This is a genomic window from Parapedobacter brassicae (genome assembly GCF_051400755.1).
Classification (GTDB): Bacteria; Bacteroidota; Bacteroidia; order Sphingobacteriales; family Sphingobacteriaceae; genus Parapedobacter.
In genome coordinates this window covers 243,257-265,531 of record NZ_JBLFFL010000006.1, presented here as the reverse complement: position 1 = coordinate 265,531, position 22,275 = coordinate 243,257, and the positions used below count along the sequence as shown (strand labels likewise).

22 protein-coding genes and 1 tRNA gene are annotated in these 22,275 nt (G+C 48.6%); 11 read left to right on the top strand and 12 right to left on the bottom strand.

Annotated elements, in window-relative coordinates; all coding sequences use genetic code 11:
* The first annotated feature begins 145 nt into the window (after window positions 1-145).
* Window positions 146-1,894, top strand: coding sequence for a hypothetical protein (locus ACMGDE_RS16530; RefSeq protein ID WP_436833931.1), 1,749 nt, complete (start codon window positions 146-148; stop codon window positions 1,892-1,894).
* Here the strand turns inward: ACMGDE_RS16530 and ACMGDE_RS16525 are convergent.
* A complete protein-coding gene (locus ACMGDE_RS16525; RefSeq protein ID WP_436833930.1) occupies window positions 1,888-3,357 on the bottom strand; it encodes a hypothetical protein in 1,470 nt (489 codons plus the stop codon). The two genes, ACMGDE_RS16530 and ACMGDE_RS16525, sit on opposite strands and share 7 nt — an antisense overlap.
* 248 nt (window positions 3,358-3,605) lie before the next feature.
* Here ACMGDE_RS16525 and ACMGDE_RS16520 point away from each other — a divergent pair, with 248 nt between their 5' ends.
* From ACMGDE_RS16520 to ACMGDE_RS16510, 3 genes are all read left to right on the top strand, one after another.
* Entirely contained in the window at window positions 3,606-4,688 is a 1,083-nt protein-coding gene (locus ACMGDE_RS16520) for a DegT/DnrJ/EryC1/StrS family aminotransferase (protein WP_436833929.1), read from the top strand.
* Between the two features lie 124 nt (window positions 4,689-4,812).
* Window positions 4,813-5,676: a beta-1,6-N-acetylglucosaminyltransferase gene (locus tag ACMGDE_RS16515; RefSeq protein WP_436833928.1), complete on the top strand. Its 864-nt coding sequence runs from the start codon at window positions 4,813-4,815 to the stop codon at window positions 5,674-5,676.
* Window positions 5,673-6,581 (top strand): glycosyltransferase family 2 protein, encoded by a 909-nt coding sequence (locus tag ACMGDE_RS16510; protein WP_436833927.1) that lies wholly within the window; start codon window positions 5,673-5,675, stop codon window positions 6,579-6,581. The genes ACMGDE_RS16515 and ACMGDE_RS16510 overlap by 4 nt, the downstream gene beginning before the upstream one ends.
* On the opposite strand, the gene dapA is transcribed toward ACMGDE_RS16510, so the two are convergent.
* From dapA to ACMGDE_RS16480, 6 genes are all read right to left on the bottom strand, one after another.
* On the bottom strand, window positions 6,543-7,421 hold the full coding sequence (dapA, locus tag ACMGDE_RS16505; protein ID WP_436833926.1) for a 4-hydroxy-tetrahydrodipicolinate synthase: 879 nt from the start codon (window positions 7,419-7,421) through the stop codon (window positions 6,543-6,545). The genes ACMGDE_RS16510 and dapA overlap by 39 nt on opposite strands.
* Before the next feature lies 1 nt (window position 7,422).
* Complete coding sequence (locus tag ACMGDE_RS16500; RefSeq protein WP_436833925.1) at window positions 7,423-7,959, bottom strand: DUF6913 domain-containing protein; 537 nt, start codon at window positions 7,957-7,959, stop codon at window positions 7,423-7,425.
* Between the two features lies 1 nt (window position 7,960).
* Window positions 7,961-9,988, bottom strand: a complete 2,028-nt coding sequence (ligA, locus tag ACMGDE_RS16495) for an NAD-dependent DNA ligase LigA (protein ID WP_436833924.1) — start codon at window positions 9,986-9,988, stop codon at window positions 7,961-7,963.
* Between the two features lie 103 nt (window positions 9,989-10,091).
* Window positions 10,092-10,832, bottom strand: coding sequence for a hypothetical protein (locus ACMGDE_RS16490; RefSeq protein ID WP_436833923.1), 741 nt, complete (start codon window positions 10,830-10,832; stop codon window positions 10,092-10,094).
* 203 nt (window positions 10,833-11,035) lie between these two features.
* On the bottom strand, window positions 11,036-12,067 hold the full coding sequence (locus ACMGDE_RS16485; protein ID WP_436833922.1) for a glycosyltransferase family 2 protein: 1,032 nt from the start codon (window positions 12,065-12,067) through the stop codon (window positions 11,036-11,038).
* A complete protein-coding gene (locus ACMGDE_RS16480; protein WP_436833921.1) occupies window positions 12,064-12,930 on the bottom strand; it encodes a lysophospholipid acyltransferase family protein in 867 nt (288 codons plus the stop codon). The genes ACMGDE_RS16485 and ACMGDE_RS16480 overlap by 4 nt, the downstream gene beginning before the upstream one ends.
* Before the next feature lie 83 nt (window positions 12,931-13,013).
* Here ACMGDE_RS16480 and ACMGDE_RS16475 point away from each other — a divergent pair, with 83 nt between their 5' ends.
* Together ACMGDE_RS16475 and ACMGDE_RS16470 are read left to right on the top strand one after the other, a co-directional pair.
* The gene (locus ACMGDE_RS16475; RefSeq protein ID WP_436833920.1) at window positions 13,014-13,625 is read left to right on the top strand and encodes a WbqC family protein; all 612 of its coding nucleotides are present in this window, start codon (window positions 13,014-13,016) and stop codon (window positions 13,623-13,625) included.
* 60 nt (window positions 13,626-13,685) lie between these two features.
* Window positions 13,686-14,339 (top strand): hypothetical protein, encoded by a 654-nt coding sequence (locus ACMGDE_RS16470; RefSeq protein ID WP_436833919.1) that lies wholly within the window; start codon window positions 13,686-13,688, stop codon window positions 14,337-14,339.
* 29 nt (window positions 14,340-14,368) lie between these two features.
* Here ACMGDE_RS16470 and ACMGDE_RS16465 read toward each other — a convergent pair whose 3' ends face one another.
* Window positions 14,369-15,013, bottom strand: coding sequence for a hypothetical protein (locus ACMGDE_RS16465; protein ID WP_436833918.1), 645 nt, complete (start codon window positions 15,011-15,013; stop codon window positions 14,369-14,371).
* Window positions 15,014-15,081: 68 nt separating this feature from the next.
* Window positions 15,082-17,709: a valine--tRNA ligase gene (locus tag ACMGDE_RS16460; RefSeq protein WP_436833917.1), complete on the bottom strand. Its 2,628-nt coding sequence runs from the start codon at window positions 17,707-17,709 to the stop codon at window positions 15,082-15,084.
* Window positions 17,710-17,811: 102 nt separating this feature from the next.
* Here ACMGDE_RS16460 and ACMGDE_RS16455 point away from each other — a divergent pair, with 102 nt between their 5' ends.
* Window positions 17,812-18,675, top strand: a complete 864-nt coding sequence (locus ACMGDE_RS16455) for an EamA family transporter (RefSeq protein ID WP_436833916.1) — start codon at window positions 17,812-17,814, stop codon at window positions 18,673-18,675.
* Entirely contained in the window at window positions 18,672-18,818 is a 147-nt protein-coding gene (locus ACMGDE_RS16450; protein WP_436833915.1) for a hypothetical protein, read from the top strand. Before ACMGDE_RS16455 ends, ACMGDE_RS16450 begins: the two co-directional genes overlap by 4 nt.
* Here ACMGDE_RS16450 and ACMGDE_RS16445 read toward each other — a convergent pair.
* Together ACMGDE_RS16445 and surE are read right to left on the bottom strand one after the other, a co-directional pair.
* A complete protein-coding gene (locus ACMGDE_RS16445) occupies window positions 18,815-19,381 on the bottom strand; it encodes a YqgE/AlgH family protein (protein ID WP_436833914.1) in 567 nt (188 codons plus the stop codon). The genes ACMGDE_RS16450 and ACMGDE_RS16445 overlap by 4 nt on opposite strands.
* Before the next feature lie 59 nt (window positions 19,382-19,440).
* Window positions 19,441-20,178: a 5'/3'-nucleotidase SurE gene (surE, locus tag ACMGDE_RS16440; RefSeq protein WP_436833913.1), complete on the bottom strand. Its 738-nt coding sequence runs from the start codon at window positions 20,176-20,178 to the stop codon at window positions 19,441-19,443.
* Between the two features lie 116 nt (window positions 20,179-20,294).
* Here surE and ACMGDE_RS16435 point away from each other — a divergent pair, with 116 nt between their 5' ends.
* Window positions 20,295-21,209 (top strand): diacylglycerol/lipid kinase family protein, encoded by a 915-nt coding sequence (locus ACMGDE_RS16435; protein WP_436833912.1) that lies wholly within the window; start codon window positions 20,295-20,297, stop codon window positions 21,207-21,209.
* Here the strand turns inward: ACMGDE_RS16435 and ACMGDE_RS16430 are convergent.
* Window positions 21,190-21,846, bottom strand: a complete 657-nt coding sequence (locus tag ACMGDE_RS16430) for an HAD family hydrolase (RefSeq protein WP_436833911.1) — start codon at window positions 21,844-21,846, stop codon at window positions 21,190-21,192. The two genes, ACMGDE_RS16435 and ACMGDE_RS16430, sit on opposite strands and share 20 nt — an antisense overlap.
* 65 nt (window positions 21,847-21,911) lie before the next feature.
* Here ACMGDE_RS16430 and ACMGDE_RS16425 point away from each other — a divergent pair.
* Window positions 21,912-21,985, top strand: a tRNA-Ile gene (locus ACMGDE_RS16425).
* A 34-nt stretch (window positions 21,986-22,019) separates the two neighbouring features.
* Window positions 22,020-22,211 (top strand): 30S ribosomal protein S21, encoded by a 192-nt coding sequence (gene rpsU, locus ACMGDE_RS16420; protein ID WP_436833910.1) that lies wholly within the window; start codon window positions 22,020-22,022, stop codon window positions 22,209-22,211.
* The last annotated feature ends 64 nt before the right edge of the window (window positions 22,212-22,275 follow it).

The following is a 22,275-nucleotide window of genomic DNA, read 5'->3' as shown; positions in this document are numbered from 1 at the left end:
TTAACATGTCACTTGGATATTCGAATTTATTATTTTTTATCCGGTTATCCAGTGACACAGTTTAAGTTACACTCTCCAAATAATTATTGTTTAAATTATTTTTAATGGTTAGTTTAGTAAGCTGATAAAGACAAACACGACAACTATGTTAGTTCATTCACCTAAGCTTCCAGCAATCTTTTCGTCAATTGGTTTTTTTCTTACTAGTGTTTTAGTCATTACGTTTTTAAGTGCTTCCTTTACATTTTTTATAGGCGGTACGCTGAACGGATGGTTATTCATCGTGGCCGTCGTTATTGCTCTGGGATTGACCTACTGTTTTTTTTCACCGCAAATAGCAGCTACCGGTTTTCAGTCGGTTTTGATTTTTCTTGGTGCTCCGCTGCTAGTGATTTTGCTGCCCTTACTTATTTGTAATTACTTTTATGATGTGTCATTCGATGGACAGGCCTATCATCAAGAGACGCTTATCCAACTTAAGGAAGGCTGGAACCCATACTGGGAATACCTGCCCAATAGTGTAAATCAAGCAATTTGGATAAACCACTATGCGAAAGCAATGGAAATTATCCAAGCAGCAATATATTGCACCTTTGGTCATATTGAAATGGGCAAAGCCACCAATATGATGCTGTGGATTGCTAGTTTCTGTCTTACCTTTTCACTGCTCTGTCAGTATGTGTCTTCAAAAAAGGGAGCCCTGTTTAGTTTTTTACTTTCGTGCTCGCCGCTGGTCATTAATCAATTAATCACTTATTACGTCGACGGTGCACTAACTTCTTCTTTGCTTATCTTACTAGTTTTGTGCACAGGTGTGGCAGGAAGGCCTACGCGCTATCAATGGGTATTGTTGTCATTTGTCATTATCCTGTTGGTGAATATCAAATTTACTGGCGTAGTATACGTTACTTTGTCATTAGCTGGTTTTATGATATGGTCGTTATTTAAGCGGCTTTTTTCGATATTTCGAACTTTGTTGCTGGCATCTGTCTTGTCAGGCATTTTAGCATTAATAACTGGATATAACCCTTACTTCACCAATACAATCAACTACGGGCATCCGTTTTACCCACTGATGGGCGACAATAAGGTTGATATTATGGATATCAATACCCCTTCCGGCTTTAATGGCAAAGGCGGATTTGAACGATTCTTTTTGGCCACCTTTGCGCACACCAATAATCTTTATCCTTGGAATGAAGAAGATATTCCTTTGAAAATCCCCTTTACATTCAACGAGAAGGATATCGTAAATGCGCCAAAAGTTGATGCGCGACTCGGGGGATTTGGTCCGTTTTTTAGCGGGATTCTTTTGTTGGCCGTGCTATTGTTTGGCTTAATTTTGTTTAGGGCGCAAAGGGACCAAGCCAAGGAGGCCCTTACTTGGTTTGCACTGATGGTGATTTTTTCCATCATCATCATGCCGGAGTCTTGGTGGGCAAGGTATATTCCCCAATTTTGGTTTATACCTCCAGTATTGCTGATTGGGAGCGAATTGCTATTTAGCGGTAAGTATAGGATACTAAAACTGGTGCTATCGCTCTCTTGTATAGGCAATATATTATTCAGTCTGCCAGGGATCCTGATTAATATTACCTTGACCGAGCAGATTAACCATCAACTTGATGTATTTAAGACCGTCGGCAAACCCATCACGGTGCAATGGCGAGCTTCCGCCAGTAATCGCATACGGTTTATCGAGCGAGGGATTTCCTTCAAAGAAGACAATTTGGCAGACTTCAAAAGCCCAAAGCCGGACATGACCGTAGAATTCATTCCCGGCTCAGAAGCACTGTTTTTGAAATCGTCAGATTGGGAGAATCTCCGTGCAAAAAAATCAACGTGGCTTAAGCTAACCGAGCACTGGCTTCCCAACACTTGGAAACATTATTGATTCCAGGCTATGGCTGCGCCAATACCGTTATGATTGGAAATAAGATCCGACGCATTGTTGACTGCACCCGATAGGTTCGAGAAATATTTATTGTTTGATTCCACGGTAATTTCAGTGTCGCCCATATTGTTGATCATATTGGTTACCGATTTACTGCTGCTCAGCTCGAAACCGAGATTGTTATAGTATTCGAGTGTTCCTGAAATGTAATATAAGTCTAAAATTTGTCCCTCCCAGTCCTTTGATGTATTCATCTTTCCGACGGTGTTATTATATACCTTTGCGTTGACATGGGTAGATTTGTCGGCCCATAGGTTTCGATCAAATTGCTGAAGCTCGAAAGCGCTGTACTTCCGTGTATTATAACAGATATTGTTATAGATTTCGATGGTCGCAGGTGTGCTTCCCCGTGAGTAAACCCAAGCACGCAATGCATTGCCCTGATAATTTATAAGCTTATTATCATGAAAGGTGCCGTTTCCCTGCATGAAAAATATACCATTGTGATCATTGTTATTTTGATTCACATCCGTTACCACATTATGATGGATATCATAATGTTGAACGTTGCTGAATGAAACCAAGGTACCCCAATCGGTATTTTTGAATGTATTGTAGGCAATCTCTACATCACTAATGAAACCAGAGTCATCATTATCGCCTTTATTTAGGTTTCCGCCAAAAATAATTTGCCCCGTATTTTCAAATTCACAATTCAGAATTTTGAAATGCGCACTACCTGTTGTCGGCGTGCCATCGTAATGCCGGTCGTTGTCTGCATTACTTCTTGATATTACATAGTCGCGTACATTTCGGAAGCTCATATTGCCAAGTGTCACACCGCTCATATTACCTTCCAAGACGATTGCTCGATAAGCGATATTATCAAACTTAAATCCATATGGAATATCAGAATTGCCGTTTCCGGCAATGTGAACGTTTTCGATGTCCCGTGTATACATCGCTTCCCCAATCCATACTTGTCCGTCATTGACGATGCGTAGCGGTTTTCCGTTGTCAAATTCGATATGTTGTATGGTGATAGATCCGTATGCTCCCGCTTTGATAGCAATGATTGTATTTTCACCAATTGCCAATGATCTCCCGTCTATCACGAGATTTCCAGTGCCCGAACCCAGTAAGATGACGTCTTCCTGCGTTTCCTGCGGAGGAACTGCCCCCTGTCCGCTATTTGGCGTTTTCGTAGTGTCCGCGATTAATTCCTCTTTCACACCATTCGGTACACCTTTGATCTTATCACAAGACAGTAAAGAAAGTAGCAGGCTTATGAATAATATGTGCAACAAACCAAGAGCTGTACGCAAAAACAAGCCTCGGGCAAAAATATGTTGGTCCGACGCCTGATAGCGAAACCGATTGATTTTTCTTTTGCCTACCATAATATTTTCGTTAAAATTATCAAATATTATTGTAATTCGCAAATAGCGGACCGATGTTTTCATGTAGTGTAATTTATAACGTTTGTTATGCCGTAATATTGTGTATTTTTTCGTTTTGTGATAAATTTTATCGCCAATGGTATTCGGTCTTATGGCTTTCTTATACATGCGTGATCATCCAAAGACTATTAGAATGTAAGCATTATACTACAAGAATGTAAGCATTATACTACAAATGGGAATTATAGATAAGGGATGAATTCAAATTCAAATTACTTTTGGCGCATCGAACTAATCGTAAAGTTAAATAAATGATACTTTATACAAGACCATTCCTTCCACCAAAAAAAGAATATGAGAGGTATCTGGACGGTATATGGCATCGGCAGTGGTTGACCAACTCCGGCCCATTGGCGAGTGAGCTCGAAATGCGACTGAAAGATTACCTTTCGATCGACCATCTTTTGTTTGTAACGAGCGGGACTATCGCGCTTCAGATGGCAATAAAGGTCTTGAACCTAACGGGTGAAATTATCACCACACCTTTTTCCTTTGTGGCGACCACAAGCAGTATTTTTTGGGAAAGTTGCAAACCGGTTTTTGTAGACATCGATGAAGCTACATTAAACATTGATGCTACCAAAATTGAGAAAGCCATTACCGAAAAGACATCGGCGATTGTCGCCACACACGTTTATGGTAATCCCTGTGACGTTGTCGCCATCGAGAAAATTGCACATAAGCACAATCTTCACGTCATCTACGATGGTGCTCATGCATTTGGCGTGAAAGTAGACGGACGCTCGGTTTTCGAATACGGAGACATTTCGATATGCAGTTTACATGCAACGAAACTGTATCATACTGTGGAAGGCGGACTATTGATTACGCGCAATCGAGACATCCTCAGGCAGCTGGCCGACATGCGTAATTTTGGGTTCAGCGGTGTGGATGCGTTTGCTTGCCTTGGTATCAACGGTAAAAACTCCGAATTTCATGCCGCTATGGGATTAGCAAACCTTCCTTATATCGATTCGATTATCAAAAAAAGGAAAGTGCTGGTCGAGCGTTATCGACGTGAATTGAAAACGTTGAAGGCCGTGGAACCGATATGGCATGCAAACGCTTCGCACAATTATGCGTATTTTCCCTTAGTATTCGAACATGAGAAACTGCTGCTAAAATGTAATGCCCTGCTGGCGGAAAGTGAAATATTCGCGCGGAGATATTTCTATCCGCCCCTTTCGTCGTCGCTTCCTTATCTTACAAAACGGGTAATGCCGATTACTGATCAAGTCGCTAAACGAGCACTTTGTTTGCCATTGTGGCATGATCTAAGTGTTGAAGAAGTTGACATGATCAGTAGGTTGCTGCTTCGCGCGCAGAACAATTGATTGATGGCGGATGCTTGTGGTATTTAGGCCACAAAATAGAGTTTGTGCCGCGCATTGTGGTCGACGAAACGAAGGCAAAACCTTATCTTTGATACTGTAACTATGAAAATAAATTGCTAATTAAATGATGCGAACAGCCCACTTTATCATTACGTATACGGATCCAAGGTTAACAGAACGTGTGATTAAACGTATGGATCATCCGGATTTTGATTTTTATATCCATGTGGATAAAAAGGTTGCCATCGAGCCTTATCGCTATTTGCAAGATTTAGGTAACGTGTTCTTCATCCGTGACCGGGTGGATGTGAAATGGGCCGGATACAGCACGATCGAGGCTACTTTCAACGGTATCCGTGAGATTTGCGAGAAGAAGGAAATGTACAACTACATCAACCTGTTGAGCGGACAGGATTATCCCCTGAAATCTGCGTTTGAACTTGCGGACTTTTTTAAAACAAATGAAGGGAAGGAGTTCTTACTCTACTACGATTATAATAAATGGCCGGAGGGACATCTACGGTATCAACGGTATTTTTTATCCGATTATTCCTTTAAGGGCCGTCACCTGATCGAAAAGGTCATCAATGGTGTGCTACCCAAAAGGAAAATGCCATACGGTTTCCACCCCTATGGACTGTGTATGTTTTGGATGCTGAGTCCGGCGGCAGCACAGTATGTGGTCGATACTTTGGAAAATGATCTGAAATTACGCCGTTTCTTTTTCTATACATGGGCAAGTGATGAATTTCTGTTCCAGACCGTTCTAATGAATTCACCGTTTCGCGATCAAGTGGTGAACAATAACTATCGTTATTACGATTGGTCGGCACGGGGACCGCACCCCAAACTGCTTGTTGATACAGACTTTGAGAAAATCCGAAAAAGCAAAATGTTATTTAGTAGAAAATTCGATATCGGAAAAGACGAAAGGATACTCGATCTGATAGATAAAGAATTGATTTATACGTTTCGAGACGCCCTGTGATATCGATTATTACGGTCAATTACAACCAACTTGCTTTGACAGTGTTATTCCTACGCTCGTTAAAACAATATGTCGACGCGGCATTGACCGAGGTGATCGTGGTGGACAACGGCAGCACGGCTGACCAACGGGAAGCGTTCGCCGCCGTATACCCGGAAGTGGTCTACCTCCGCTCCGAGAAAAACCTGGGCTTCGCCGGCGGTAATAACCTCGGTATTCGGCATGCCAAGGGAGATTACCTACTCTTCCTCAATAACGACACGGAAATTACGGAAGGGTTTGTCGCTTCCATGCAACGCGAGATGGAATGCCGCCCCGAAATCGGACTGCTGTCACCACTCATCCTGTATTTTGATGACCCGCGAAAAATCCAATATGCGGGCTATACGCCAATGGATTACCTCACTGGCCGCAATAGCGGCATTGGGGTGATGGATGACGATCATGGGCAATATGACCACATCACGGCGGAAACCGGCTATTGCCACGGAGCGGCCATGATGTGCCGCAGGACCGATCTCGACCGGGTGGGACTGATGGAAGAAGGTTTCTTTCTCTATTATGAGGAATTGGACTGGTGCGAGCGATTCAAGCGCGCGGGCTGGAAACTTGGCTTTACGGGTAGCGCAAAAATCTATCATAAGGAATCCATGAGCGTAGGCAAGGAGAGCCCCTTGAAAACTTATTTCATGGTGCGCAATCGGTGGCTGTTCATTAGGCGCAATGCCGCGAGATCAACCGCCGTGCTGTTTGGTATTTACTACCTGCTGGTCGCCATGCCTTATCAATCGGCGCGATACCTCATCAAGGGCCGGTTTGATTTGGTGAAGGCGGCTTTCCGTGGTATTTGGTGGAATGTCACCCATTCAGCCCAGGCCATTCAGCTCCTCGTCGATCGTGGCTAACAGCTGACTGCTTGCTTCTACCAAGGGCAGCCTCACAGCGCTCCCGCAGATGCCCAACAGGCTGAGGAAGGCTTTCACGCCGGTAGGGTTGCCCTCGGCAAAACAGAGCTCGGTGAGCCGGATGAGCGTGCTGTGGATTTTTCGGGCCTCTTCGTAGTTGTTTTCCAAGCATAACCTGGTGAGCGTGGCCACCTCCGAGGGGAAGGCATTGCCGACCACCGAAATGATGCCTACGGCACCCAGCGCCATCATGGGCAGTGTCGCCGGGTCATCGCCCGAGATGAGCAAAAAGTCGTTCGGCTTGTCCCGCATGATTTTGCTGAACTGATCGAAGCTGCCGGATGCTTCCTTGGTGGCGATGATGTTGTCAACGTCCTTGGCGAGTCGGACGGTTGTTTCCGGATTGATATTGCTTCCGGTGCGTCCGGGTACATTGTAGAGGATGACGGGCAGGGGTGAAGCAGCCGCTACGGCCTTGTAATGCTGGTAAATGCCCTCCTGCGAGGGTTTATTGTAATAGGGACTCACCGATAGAATGGCCGTATAACCTTCGGTATCAAATGCCTGAAGTTGGCGGACTGCCTCGGCGGTATGGTTGCCGCCGATACCGGCTACGAGCGGCACGCGCTTGGCTACTTTGTCGGCGGTAAATTTCCACACTGCCTTTCGTTCCGCTTCCCTGAGGGTGGCCGTTTCGCCAGTGGTGCCCAGTGAAACCAAGTAATTCATCCCCCCGCTGATCTGGTGTTCGATCAGTTTTTCCAAACCGGCATAGTCAATCGTTCCATCCGAATGAAACGGCGTGACCAATGCTACTCCTGCGCCGTAGAGCTCGTTCATATTAGTATAGTTTGCCTAAATATAGTTTTATCGCTTTTAATAATTCCTTGCCATCCGCAAAATTCCCTTTTACCATGATGCCGTATGCACTGGCCATGCGCGGCTCGTGCCGTCCGATGCGTAGGGTGGCTTGCTGCCTGAGCGCTAGGTAATCCAGTGCGAGGCAACCGTCGTCCGCGCAGAGGTTCAACAAAAGGTCAAAATTAATGGAAATAAATGATTTTATGACATCCTCCTTGGGGATGAAGTTCCACTTGAGTGCGTCCGGACCGAGGACAATGAGGTTGAGATCGGCCGGTATATCGATGGGCACCGCTGAAAAGCTCACCACCACGCATTCCTTTCCGTCTTTTACCAGGCGATTATACACATCGCCCAGCCATGCAATGTCTGCTTCTCCATGTAGCAGCGGCGTTAGCAGGGCAATGCGTTTGATGTCTTGATACGCAAGGGTTGCCTGTTCTGTCCGCTGTCGGTTGAGCAAGGCATATAGTGTCATTTTTCCTGCTTTCCAGCGCAGTTTTTCCAAGCTATTCATTTCAGCCTTCTGGGGTGATTAGCCGGAGCAACTCCTGCTCCGAGATGATGGGGATTCCCAGTTTTTCAGCCTTGGCCAGTTTGGAAGGCCCCATTTTATCTCCGGCCACCAAGTAGTTCAGCTTGGCCGATATGCTGCTCAGGAGTTTGCCGCCATGGCTTTCAATGAGTGCTGTCAGTTCCTCCCGGCTAAACTGCTCAAATACGCCGGAGATGACAAATGTCTTACCCAGCAGGGCATCACCCAGGTGTTCGGTCTGTTTTTCAATGATAGCGAGTTGCAGGCCGTATTGCTTCAACTGCTGGATTTGCTCGCGGTGGGTGTCGTTGGCAAAATATTCGGTGACACTCTCGGCAATCCGTTCGCCGATTTCGTGTACCGATTGGATATCTTCTTTTGACGCCGTAGCCAGCGCATCGACGTTGTGGAAGTGTTGGGCCAGTTTTTTAGCTACGGTTTCGCCCACATAGCGGATACCCAGTGCAAACAGTACTTTCTCAAAGGGTTTTTCCTTGGACTTTTCGATGCCCGCAATCATGTTGTCGATGGATTTTTGTCCGAAGCGCTCTAATTGCATGAGGATATCCTGCTGATCCCGGAGGGCATAGATGTCCGTGATGTTGTGGAGCAGCCCGCGGCGGAAAAACGTCTCGATGGTTTCATCGCCCATGCCCTCGATGTCCATGGCCTTACGGCCGATAAAATGTTGCATCCGGCCGACAATTTGAGGCGGACAGCCCTCATCGTTGGGACAGTAGTGCACCGCTTCGCCTTCCTTGCGCACCAACGGCGTGCCGCATTCGGGACAGGCCTGGGGGTATACAATGGGTTGGGTGTCGGGCTTCCGTTTTAGGAGGTCCACCCCGATGATCTTCGGGATGATTTCGCCGCCCTTTTCCACAAATACCATATCGCCTTCCCGCAGGTCCAGGCGTTCGATCTCATTGGCGTTATGCAGGCTTGCCCGTTTTACTGTTGTTCCGGCCAGTAATACCGGACTGAGATTGGCCACTGGAGTCACGGCGCCGGTGCGTCCTACCTGGTAGCTCACCGATAGAAACAGTGTTTCCGCCTGTTCGGCTTTGTATTTATAGGAAATCGCCCAGCGGGGCGATTTGGCGGTGAAGCCCAATTCTTCCTGCTGCCCGTAGTCGTTTACTTTGATGACGATGCCGTCAATATCATAGCTCAGGTCATAGCGTGCTTGGTCCCATTTGGCGATGAAGGCGAGCACCTCCTCGATCGTGGTGCATAGCGCAGTGTGTTCGCTCACATGGAACCCCCACGATTTTACCGCTTGCAGGCTATCCCAATGATTCCGGAACAGGCGGTTGCGATTGTCGCTATAGAGAAAATAGAGGAAACAATCCAGCGGACGGCGCGCCACCTCGGCCGAATCCTGCAGCTTGATGGTCCCCGCCGCGAAGTTACGGGGGTTGGCATAGGCCATTTCGCCGTTTTCAATGCGTTCGTTGTTGAGCCGCTGAAACGCCGGGCGGTGCATGAATAATTCCCCTCGGATTTCGAAGCTTTCCGGATATCCATCAGTCCTCAGCCTATTGGGAATGGATTTGATCGTGCGCACGTTGGTTGTGACATCGTCGCCCTGCACACCATCCCCCCGTGTCACCGCCTGTTTGAGTACGCCGTTTTCATAGGTGATGCTGATGGAGAGACCGTCGAATTTCAATTCGCATACATATTCGAAGCTGTCGCCGATGGCCTTCCGCACCCGGGCATCAAAATCACGCAGCTCCTGTTCGCTATAGGTATTATTGAGCGAAAGCATGGGCCATCGGTGCCGTACAGTGTCAAAGCGTTGCGTGATGTCGCCGCCTACTTTTTGAGTAGGGGAGTCGGGATCAAGGAATTGGGGGAACAGCTGTTCCAGTCTCTCCAGTTCTTTAAGCCGCTGGTCGAAGTCGTAGTCAGAAATAGATGGATTGGCCAATACATAGTATTGGTAGTTGTATTCGTTGAGTTCCCGGGTGAGCTCCTCGATGCGGATGGCTGCTTCTGCTGGTGACATGGCCACGAAAATACGAATTTTATTGATTCAGGCGGCTTGCAGACGAGACCTTAGAGATGGCGGCGAAACAAGCCAGATCCCAGTCGAGGAGCAACCGCCTGAATTAATCCAATCCATCTTCCAATTTACCCCATATTTCATAAATAGGGTCCCCCTTCGAGCTTAGTCCCGAATGGTGCCACATACCATTTTCAATCCTGCCATCGAAAGAAAGTGCTGCCCCTACGCGATTATTATCGCGGGAGAAAAATTCAATATTCTCGGTATATTTGCCGTTTTCAAAGGTATAGCTTCCGCCTCCTGTGCCCGAAAATTCCCCCGTCTTGATGTTGATGGCTACCCATTGGAAACGCTTTCCGCTCAGGATTTTCAACGTACGGCGGTCGCGCAAAGGCATTTCTCCCATATTGTCGTCTTGTTTCCTTCCGGTGATGCGCCATACCCCCGCCATTGGTCCTTCGTTGCTATCGACACGCTGCCATGCAGCTGTCGAACCGGATAGGTCGGTGGTCAGTGTATTGCCCACCTCATACGCAAATGTGCTGGATTGGCCCAGCCAAGTGTCGAGGGGTGTTTCATTGGCTGCTTTTTCGGTATCGTATTGCCACGTAACGGTCAGCTTGCCATCAACGGCCGAGTAGGTACCGCCCCGGGTGGCGATGAATTTTTTGTTTTTGACGTCAAAGGTGCTGTGCGACAGGTAGCCGTCCACCAGCACCACGGTCTGCTCCACATCGCCCTGCTGCGTATGCCAAGCTCCCGAAAGCGCGTCGGCTTGGTGTGCCTGTACGGATACGCTCGTGGCATAGCTAGCCAATGCTAAAAGAATCGTGTATTTTTTCATCTGTCTAAATTTGTTTTTTAATGGTGATGAAGCTGTCATGATTTTTCATTAGTGTATGTTTTAAAGGCATTCAAGATGGCTGAAGCCGTTTAGTCATTCCACTGTGTGATTTTAAAAATCATGACGGTTTCATGGTTTTATATGTTGGTTTACAATTACAATTAACAATTATTCATCCAAAAAGTTGCGATGTCGCCGCGATGTTACCAAAAACGCTTCGGATTGAGTTTGCCGAACCGTTTTATACCATGGACATAAAATGCCCAGATGAAGCTTCCGCGGTACAAGCCTGCGGTATTTAGCGTTTGCTTGTACAGTCGCCGCTTCTTGGCCGTTTTGAAAAAATCGAGGCAGAAGCGCTGGTGCGATCGGCTGATCGCCCACGCATCGCTGAATTTGCCGCGCACCAGGAATTGGATGAGCGCCACCAGGTCGATCCACATTCGGGCAAAGATGACCCATACGGCTTCGGCAAATGGCAGGTTCTTTTGCAGCATGAACAAACTATTGCGGAAATTGAGGTAAGTCTTCCTTGGGTTGCTGACTGACAGGGTACCCCCGCCTACGTGGTATACCATCGAATGCGGACAATACCCGATGCGGTATCCGGCCAATTTGAGGCGCCAGCACAGGTCTACCTCTTCCATGTGGGCGAAGAAATCGGCGTCAAATCCACCCGATAGCTCCCAACATGCGCGTTTAATAAAAAAGGCGGCACCGCTCGCCCAGAAGACTTCCCGCGCATCGTCATATTGTCCCAGGTCCTTTTCGATGACATGCAGCATCCGCCCGCGGCAAAAAGGGAATCCATAGTGGTCGATGAAGCCGCCGGCGGCCCCGGCATGTTCAAAATGGTCGCGCTGGTAGTACGAGCGGATCTTTGGTTGCGCGGCGGCCATATCCGGGTGACTTTCGAGCAGGTCGATGACCGGTTCGATCCAGTTGGGCGTCACTTCCACATCCGAGTTGAGTAGCACAAAATAATCGGCATTCACCCGTTTGAGCACCTCGTTGTACCCCCCGGCATAGCCTAGGTTGCGGTCGTTGCGCACGATACGTACGTTGGGGTAATGGGTCATTACAAAGACAATGGAATCGTCCGTGGACGCATTGTCGCCCACCACAAATTCGACGTTTGGGTAGTGGGTGTTATATATCGAAGGCAGAAAATTCTCAAGGAAAAATCGACCATTCCAGTTCAAGATGACGACGGCTACTCGCGGATAATGCTTCATGGTTTAGGCTTTCTTTTCCATCTACGGTGCGACCACAGCCACCATTCCGGTTTCCGGCGGATAATGTCTTCCGTAAATTTGTTATACAGGTCGGTGATTTCATGCTCTGCTGTGTCGGCAGGATTTTCCGTTAACGTAGTAAACGTACAGCGGTAGTATCCGCGTTTGATTCGGTCGATGTGACAATAAATCACCGGAGCATTGGTTTTTTTAGCAATTTTTTCCGCCCCGGTAAACACCAGTGTATCCTGGTTTAAGAACCGGACGAAATAGTCAGATTCCAGGCGGTTCGGCGTTTGGTCTGCCACAAAAACACTGATGTGTGGCCGGTTGCGATATTCCAGGATCTTCCGCAACGTCTGCTTCATGGGTACCATGATGGCACCGAAACGGCTTCGGATGCCATTGTAGACTTCATCCATGGTTTTGTTGGTGAGTGGCTTGTAGATAATGAGCGCTGGATTGCTGGTCGAGAGGCTGATCTTATGGATACCCCATTCCCAGTTGCCATAGTGTGCCGTGAGGGCGATGACGTCCTTCCCATGATTAAAATGCCTTTCCAGTTCTTCGGGTTGATGATAGACCATCCGTTTATTCACCGCTTTGGCCGATATACTGCGCATCTTGATGGATTCCACGATCAGGTCCGGTAGAAAACGATAAAATTTCTTGGCTATCCCTCGGCGTTCATCATCCGTTTTCTCCGGAAATGCATTGCGTAGGTTTTCGAAGACCACGTCCTTCCGGTAGCCGACCACGTAATAAAGGATCACATACAGCACATCCGAAAGGGCATAAAGCGTCCAGAAAGGTAGCAGGGAGATAAGGTAGACAAGGTAAGACAATACGGAAGATCTTCGCATTACGGCCATTGATGGTGCGTGAAGGTGCAAATATCCTCAATTTAAGTTATTTTTACAGCACAAACTTATATTTCTTGCAATCCATGGATCATCACCTCATTTTACCCGCGTTTTATTTGCCTCCGGTTTCTTATTTCAGCAGCATCGAAGCATCTACATTGCCTATTTTGCTGGAGCAATGCGAGCACTATCCCAAGCAGACCTACCGTACACGGGCATCTATCTACTCGGCCAATGGTAAGCTGGACCTTATCCTGCCGGTACTGCGGGGAAGCAATGGGCATACCCAAATGAAAGATGTGCGGATCAGCTACGAGGCCGATTGGCAGCGGCTACATTGGATGAGTTTGCAAACCGCTTACCGCAGTTCAGCCTATTTTGAATACTACGAAGATGATTTCGCTCCTTTTTATCAGCAGCAGCACGAGTGGTTGTTTGAGTACAATGTCAAGATGTTGACCTTACTGCTCCGCTTGCTGAAGCTGGAGCGGCCGCTTGAATACACGCAACACTACCGGGAGGACTATCCGTCGACCTTAGATCTGCGGCAATCCATTCACCCCAAGAAAACAGCGGACGACGATGCCAACAAGCCATACTACCAAGTGTTCCAAGGCAAGCACGGTTTTCTTCCCAATCTCAGCATAGTCGATTTATTGTTCAATCAGGGTCCGCAAAGCAAGGCCTACTTATAAGCGGGCGAAACTTTTTGATGTTTTCCCTGTTTTAGTGTCATTACCCTTGGAGAGAACCATATGCTGAAACTACCATTACTTTTGTCTTTGCTGTTTACCGTGCTGCATACCTTGGCGCAAAGCGATATGGATACCCTCCATCATCGGAAAATATTTGTCACCAGCGGTTTAGGGTGGGGGTTTGCCGTGGGCGAAACGAGCGACGTGTTGCAGGCCAAATTTTCGAATAGTCTGGGCTTGGATATTGGACTGGCTAACAAGCATTATTTTGTCTACCCGTCCATCGACTTCCTTTCGTTCGCGTATAACCAGCGTATACGCGATCCGGACTATGCTTATGAGCTGGAAAAGGGAAGGAGCAATTTCTATATGCTCAACCTCGCCGGCGGAGTCCGCAAACAGCTGGACAAGCTCAATATATATGCTTATGCAGGCCCGGGAGTGGGGGTGGTGGTCGAACCCCGAGCAGCAGTATCCACTGGCCAAAACAAGGTGACGATTGAGAACACGTCATACTTGACACCCTCGTTGCGCGGCGGGGTAGGGGCCGACTATCGGATCGGTGGTTTTTTCCTGTTTATCGAAACCGGTTGGCTGCACACTTTCCGGCATATGCAAGAGCGGCAGGTGAACGTCATGTCCTTATATGGGGGACTGAAAACGGATGTCACGAAACTGAGAGATAACGTGATCAGGGTGATCGGTGGAGAATAGGGGGCGTTGCGCCCCCTATTTGGTGTATTTTATTTCGCCGATACGTTCAGCTCCACGACCGCTACATCGATGGTGTTGAATAATTTGTGCGACGATTTCAATTCCTTCTCCGGTTTGATTTCGTCGAGCGTCCGTACATCTACGCCGCGTTGCTTCACGATATCAAACTTGCCGCCAAGGCAGGGGTACTTGGTTTCGATATCCCCGCCGTTGAACCCTAAGATCACCGCAAACCCATCCAGGGTGTTGTAGAAGTTAGTCATGGTCACCGGCATGAAGTTGTTGTACTGCTTCACTTCATTCAGCGTAGAACCCACTTTTAGTCCCTCAGCAGTTTGATAGGGACCAAAATCATTCGCTACGGCTATTTTCGTAATGGTATTGTAGGGTTCCTGGCTTTCGGCCCAATAAACCGTGATCTCCTCTGCTTCATTGGGAAACACCTTCGTGATGTGCACCGTGCTGCCATCGACATCGACGGTGCCGTTTTCCAGTTTGTCTGCGCCTATGGCACTGTCTAGCGCTGCATAGGAGTGCGTCAGTTTAACCGGACCGATCCCTTCGCAGGTGATCGCATTGGGATCTGCCGCCGGTGTTTCTTCTTGTTGCTGTTGTTTCGGTTGGCAGGCCGAAACCACCAACGCGATCAGCGTCATGTTTAGTAATCTGTTCATAATCAAGCTATATTTAATTAATGCGCTAAAAATAGGTAAACCATCTCAGTTTCCAAATACAGCACTTCCTACAAATTCGCTAGACTCGCCGTCAAGATCTTGATCTTGGCCTCGGCATCCGCCTTTTTGTTCCGTTCGTTGGTCACAATTTCAGGCTTCGCATTTTGTACAAAGCGCTCATTTGACAGCTTTTCTTCTACCGACTTTAAGAATCCATTGAGATACCCGATTTCTTTGGTAATGCGCTCCCGTTCAGCTTCTACGTCGATGTTTTGAGCCATGTTCACATAAAACTCATCGGTGCCCACCAAGAAGCCAGTCGCGCCGGCCTCTTTGGTCACGCCGAAATCGATCGTTGACAGATTGGCCATTTTTTGGATTGCTTCGGCATACCGGTTATAATCGATAGCCGAAGCCGCATGAATGGCCAGCGGGAGCGCGGTCTTGGGCGAAATCTGTTTCGCGTTGCGGAGGTTCCGGATTTCCGATACCACCTGCTGCAGCACGGCAAAGTCGCGCAGCACACGTTCGTCAAACGCCCCCCCGTTGGGGTATTCCGCCACGATGCAGCAGTCGCGCTCGTCACGTTCGCCAAAAAGCGCGTCATGCCACAGTTCCTCGCTGATAAAGGGCATAAACGGATGGATGAGTTTCAGTACCGACTCAAAGAATCCCTTGGTCGCCTCAAAGGCCTCCTGGGCAATGGGTTGCTGATAGGCCGGTTTCGCCAGTTCGAGATACCAAGAGCAGAAGTCGTCCCATACAAGCTTATACGTAGCCATCAGCGCATCCGATATGCGATAGCTGGCAAAGTGACTGTCTATTTCGGCTACTGCCTGGTTGAAGCGGTGACCAAACCAGTTGGCAGCCTCCCGCTGTGCTGACGACGCAGGAATATCAGCCACTTCCCAGCCCTTCACTAGTCGGAAAGCATTCCATATCTTGTTGGCAAAATTGCGACCCTGCTCGCAGTATGCCACGTCAAACATCAGGTCGTTGCCCGCTGGCGAGGAGAGCAGCATCCCCACGCGTACGCCATCGGTGCCATATTGTGCCATCAGGTCAATGGGGTCGGGCGAGTTGCCCAGCGACTTCGACATCTTGCGTCCCAGTTTATCACGCACGATGCCCGTGAGGTATACATTTTTAAAGGGCGGTCTGCCCCTGTATTCGTGACCAAAGACGATCATGCGCGCCACCCAGAAAAACAAGATCTCCGGCGCGGTTACCAGATCACTGGTGGGATAATAATAGCGTATATCGGCATTATCCGGATGGCGCGTGCCATCAAACACCGACATGGGCCACAGGCCCGATGAAAACCAGGTGTCCAGCACATCCTCCTCCTGCCGGATGCCCTCGGCAGATTTGCCTTCCGCCGCGAATACCTCCCTGGCCTCCGCTTCCGTTTTAGCCACCACCCATTCGTTTTGGGCATTGTACCACGCCGGAATGCGTTGGCCCCACCACAGCTGCCGGCTGATCGTCCAATCCTTGATGTTTTCCATCCAGTGGCGATACGTGTTCATAAACTTATCCGGGATCAGGTTCACCTCCCCATTCAGCACGTAGTCAAGCGCCGGCTTGGCCAGTTCCTGCATGCGGCAAAACCATTGCATCGAGAGTTTCGGTTCAATGGCTGCGTCCGTACGTTCCGAAAAACCCACCTGCGATTTATAAGGTTCCGTTTTTTCCAGCTGTCCAGCCTCCTCCAGCAGCTTGGCCACCAGCTTGCGTGCCTTGAAACGGTCTTCTCCTACGAGTATCACCGCCCGCTCGTTGAGTGTGCCATCGTCATTGAAGATATCGATCACCTCCAGGTGGTGTTTCTGCCCCAGTTCGTAATCATTCAGGTCATGAGCAGGGGTCACCTTCAGGCATCCCGTGCCGAATTCCACATCTACATAATCATCCTCAATGATGGGGATCTCGCGGTTGATGAGGGGCACGAGCGCCTTCTTGCCTCTCAAGTGGGCATATCGCGGATCATGGGGGTTGATGCATATCGCCGTATCCGCCATGATCGTCTCCGGGCGGGTGGTAGCAATGGTGAGGTAGGTGAGGGGATCGCCCTCGGCACCTTTCACCGCATACCGCACGTAGTACAGCGTTTGGTTTACCTCCTTGCGGATCACTTCCTCATCCGAGAGGGCCGTCCGTCCCTGCGGGTCCCAGTTGACCATCCGTACACCCCGGTAGATATAGCCCTTGCGGTAGAGGCGGATGAACGTATCGATCACCGCATCCGACAGGTCAGGCTCCATCGTGAATTTGGTGCGTTCCCAATCACACGATGCGCCAAGTTTTTCCAACTGTTTGAGGATGATGCCTCCATATTTCTCCTTCCATTCCCAGGCATATTCCAGAAACTGTTCACGTGTTAAATCTTTCTTATTGATACCCTGTTCCTTAAGCATTGCCACCACCTTTGCTTCCGTCGCGATAGAGGCATGGTCCGTGCCCGGTACCCAACAGGCGTTCTTACCCTGCATGCGGGCGCGGCGGATCAGTACATCCTGTATTGTATTGTTGAGCATATGCCCCATGTGGAGTACGCCCGTCACGTTCGGCGGCGGCATCACGATGGTATAGGGTTCACGGTCATCCGGCACCGAGCGGAAAAAGCCGTTCTCCATCCAGTAGGTGTACCATTTATCCTCGGCTTCCTTGGGGTCGTATGTCTTCGCTATGCTCATTGGAATTGTCTGCGTTTTAAGGGACGCAAACTTAGCCAAAGTTGGGATTTAAAGCAAATTCAATTGAAGTATTGCTAACTTAGCCGACCATTATATCAGCCCATGGTGTATGTATTGCTTAGCGTAGTTTGCAGTGTCACGGTGTCAGTCATTCTTAAACTGGCTCGGCGTTACGGAGTAGACACTTTCCAGATCATCGTCTGGAATTATCCTGTAGCCGTACTCTGCACATGGATTTTCCTCCGACCAGGGGGGGCACCAGTGCCACTGGCCGACGCCCCTTTTGCGTTATACGGAGCGCTGGCTGTATTGTTGCCCGGTATTTTTTTCGCCTTGAGCACATCCATCCGCCATGCTGGCATCGTCCGTACCGAAGTGGCCCAGCGCCTATCCCTGTTCATCGCGTTGATGGCCGCATTTTGGCTATTTGGCGAGCAGCCCCAAGCGGCTAAACTCGTCGGCGTAGCCATCGGCATTGCGGGCATGTTGTGCAGCATCGGCTGGCATCAGCAGCGCAACCCGCATGGATCCGATCATCGGGCGTGGCTGTTCCCCCTAGCGGTGTTCTTCGGCTATGGCGTTATCGACATTCTCTTCAAGCAACTCGCCCAGCATACCGGCGTGCCTTACACCACGTCTATGCTCATCGTCTTTAGCCTGGCGATGCTCGTCGCATTTGCCTATTTGGTTTATCACGTGTGGGTCGCGAAAAGGCGATTTTCCATGAACGCCATCGGTTGGGGGATCGTGTTAGGTGGTTTCAACTTCACCAACATCCTGTTTTACATGCGTGCCCACCGGGCCTTGCCCGAAAATCCGTCTGTTGTCTTTACCGGCATGAATGTAGGTGTCATCGCCCTCGGTGCGCTGATCGGGATTTTTATATTCCATGAGAGATTGTCGTTTATCAATAAGATCGGCATTCTACTGGCCGTTATATCCGTATTGATCATTGCCCATTCATGAATTTATTTGAAGATACTTATAAGAAAGGCAGCAAGTTTATCGCCTATGCCTATCCGCTAAAGGAAGAAGTATCGGTGAAGGAGCTTGTAACCGCGTTGAAATCACAGCACCTAAGATATGAGGTTTACATCGGCACGTGTTAATTCCACAGCGGGTTTTGAGGGAAATTTGCCACATGCGCGTATTTAGGGCCTAGGGAAACGATGGCTTCCTTCCATAGGTTCTCTCCGTCATTGCCGAATGTAATTGCGGGGTTATAGTGGTTGCTGATCACCCAGGCATTTTCATTGAGCTCCTCGTCCAGTTGACCGGCACTCCAGCCGGAATAGCCAATAAAAAATTTGACCTCATCTTTTTCGATACCTCCATTGCGGATGAGTACCTGTAGGTTTTCAAAATTGCCGCCCCAATAGATGCCATTTCCAAGACCGATTCCGCTGTTGAGCTTGTCATAGCATTTGTGAATAAAATGAATACTTTCTTGCGCAACGGGACCGCCGAAGAACAAGGGAAAATCGGCTTCTGGGAAATCGTCCATCACGTCCTTGAGCTGTAGAGCAGCCGGCTGGTTGAGCACGTATCCGACGGTGCCATCCTCCGTATGATGTTCGCATAGTAACACGACTGACCGTTGAAAATTCGGATCCAACATAAAGGGCTCCGATAGGAGCAAGCTAGCCACTTGGGGTATGTTTTTGTTGAACATGGCAACCTCCATTTTGTAATGTGTAAATTTAGTAATTAATATCTGAAAGCCCTTGCTTTTTACCAGGGATCCGTTTCCGCTAACTTCTTTAATTGATTTTCGTCGGTAAGATCAAGCCTGAGCGGCGTGACGGAAACGAGGTTGTTTTCTACCGCCCAGCGGTCGGTGTCTTGCTCTGCGGGCTCCAAAGGGCTGACGATAAACCAATAATGCTTGCGTCCCATAGGGTCTTTGCCTGGCTCAATCTTGCCATCGTAAAACCGTACGGACTGTCTTGTCCAACGAATGCCTATTGGTTCTGGAGGATAATTGACATTATATAGCGCAATCTCCGAGGGATTTTTGAGTAGCTGTTCCAAGGATTTTTCGACAAATGGTGCCAATACATCAAAATTCGGTTCGGTATTTCCGACCGGAGTACTCAAGGCGATGCCTTTCTTGCCCAATAGCACCGCTTGCTTTGCCGCGGCCAAGGTGCCCGAATGCCACATGGAATTTCCAAGATTTAGTCCCATGTTGATGCCGGATAGCACCACCTGAATGTTATTGCGCAAGTGGGTTCCTAATGCCACGCAATCCGCAGGGGTACCGTTTACGCGGTAGGCTTCTAAACCCGGGAAATCGATGGGGGATTTTTTATAAGACAGCGGACGGGAATGGGTGACGGCATGGCCCATCGAAGATTGTTCGACGTCTGGTGCCACGACCACTACTTCACCGAATTTTGAAGCTATTCGGGCTAATGCATTGATTCCTGGGCTGTAAATGCCGTCGTCGTTGGTGACTAAAATTCGCATATGTAAGGTGATTTGTTGCGGCACACTTATCGATACCGTGTGCTTGTCATTATATTTGAAAACAAGTCTCCTCGATTTTTTGTTTGGTCAAGTGTCGATTAACGGCGAACGCTTTGATGGAAACAGGTAAACACGCTTATTTAGTACATAATCCCAAAGCGGGCGACCGCGATCATGCCCGGGAAGATTTGATTACGGCCATTACTTCCTGTGGGTTTACTTGTCGATACACATCGGCAAAAGCGAAGCAATGGGAACGTCTCGAACGCAAAACAACGCTTGTCGTGGTTGCCGGTGGCGATGGTACTGTACGGCGGGCGGTGAAGAAACTGCTGATGCGCCGGATGTTGGATAAACGGCTGGCAGTTGCACTCCTGCCCATGGGGACAGCCAATAATTTTGCCAAAACGCTCCGCATTCCTGCGTCGCTTTCGGGCCTGCGGCAGGCGGTGACGGCATGGAAGGTAAAGAAAGTGGACGTAGGAGCGATCGGCAACCTGCGTGGCGCCAATTTTTTCCTCGAAGGCATGGGATTCGGACTATTGCCGCGGTTGATCAAGGAAATGAAGGAGGCCGATTTGTCGAACATACAGACTGCGGAAGAGGAGTTGGATGTCGCATTGAATAACCTGATCGCCATCGCGAAGCAGTACGAGCCGAAACGAGGACGAATTACCATAGATGGAACGGTATATGAAGGAAACTACCTGTTGGTAGAGATATTGAATATCAAATCGGTTGGCCCCAACCTTGAACTTGCCTCGCAGGCAGACCCCGGTGACGGAACGTTTCATGTCGCCTTGTTAAAAGAAACCGATCGGGAGGCATTTGTTGCGTATTTACAAAACGTCAAGGAATCCAAAGGAGGAAGGCGTTCCCGCACCCCGTGGCAACTGATCGAGGCCAGTCAAACCATTACGCTTCACTGTGACAACAAGTTGATTCATGTTGACGACGAGTTGATCAGCATCAACAGGCGACAATCCATTACGGTCGAGATCCGACCGGGTGTCATCGACTTCGTTGTGTGATACCACCGGATTCGCCCAATCGATGCAGGAGTGCTGGCAGGGTATCGCCAGGCTTGAGTAAATGGGCGTGCAAACCCAGCTTGCTGGCCGTCTCGATATGCTGCGGGCTGTCATCCACAAAAAGTGTCTGCGAGGGGTCTAAGCCATGGGTATCCAGCACAAACTGAAAAATATCGGCGTCAGGCTTCCGCATACCCAACAGGTGGGAGTAGTAGTCCTTTTCAAAGAAGGTCGAATTATCGTTAAGACCGAATTCACGGTTTAGGTACGCCATGATCCATTGATAATGGAGCTCGTTATTATTGCTGAGCAAAAATGTGCGGTAGCGGGATTTTAACTCGAGTAGCAATTCGTGGTGTCCGGGCCTTACGCCAATGAGTAAACTATTCCACGCATCATCGATCGCCTTGTCGCTCAGCCCAGTGTTGCCGGTGGCCTTCCTGATCTCATCGCGGAATTGCGAAGCGGTCATGATGCCTTTGTCAAACGCGTCAAATAGGGTATGCTGCGCCCGGTGACCATAAAACTGATCCACATCTGCGATACCCAACTCAATAAAAGATTGTCTCAAAACCGAGAAATCGATGTCAAATAGTACGTTTCCGTAGTCGAGAATGATATTCTTGATATTTTGCATAAATATTTCGAGATGTGTGTGCAAATATGTACATTTGCAGCCACAAAACAACCATTATTTGTGTTGCGCCTATAGCTCAGTTGGTTAGAGTAGAAGACTCATAATCTTTTGGTCCCTGGTTCGAGCCCAGGTGGGCGCACAGAAAATTGGTACGAAAGGAGGTATTTAAGGATATGATTATCGTAAACGTAAAAGACGGCGAATCGTTAGACAGGGCGCTTAAGCGCTTCAAGAAGAAATTTGAAAAGACCGGTGTATTGAGAGAGCTACGCGCACGCCAGGCGTATGAGAAGAAATCTGTCACCCGTCGTACACAAATAAAAAAGGCTATTTACAAGCAAGGCCTTAATCAAGACACCATCTAAGGGTTTCATCCCATACAGATACGCAATTTATTTTGCAGTTTCCGAAAACTATCCTTATATTCAT